Source organism: Brevibacillus sp. SIMBA_040 (assembly GCF_046535075.1).
Taxonomy (GTDB): domain Bacteria; phylum Bacillota; class Bacilli; order Brevibacillales; family Brevibacillaceae; genus Brevibacillus.
The window spans coordinates 1-258 of the sequence record NZ_JAWRXI010000271.1 but is presented as its reverse complement, the minus strand read 5'-3'; the positions used below and the strand labels follow the sequence as shown (position 1 = coordinate 258).

The 258-nt window shown below is 56.2% G+C and carries 1 protein-coding gene; it reads left to right on the top strand.

Going from position 1 to position 258, the window contains the following annotated elements:
- Nucleotides 1-209, top strand: a 209-nt coding sequence (locus SB752_RS32815; protein WP_410719566.1) for a hypothetical protein, incomplete at its 5' end; no start/stop codon positions are given.
- Nucleotides 210-258 lie beyond the last annotated feature (49 nt).

Sequence of the window (258 nt, the reverse complement as noted above, 5' to 3'; positions counted from 1 at the left end):
CGGGCATTTCGACTAACGAGGACGTGGCGGGGTGGGGTTCCCCCGGTAACCGGATGGCAACCGGGCGATTCCATCATGCGAGCGTCATGCGATTGTTTGGTGATGCGAATCAGTCCTCTGAACAATGCATTCATGAAGGCGAGCTGGAGAGCGATTCGACGCGTCGACGCGATTCCGCACTCGTGCAAGCGATAGGGAGTAGATCGTGAATTACGAAATCAACGGAATCCGGAAAATCGCGCTGCTCTATACCGGAGC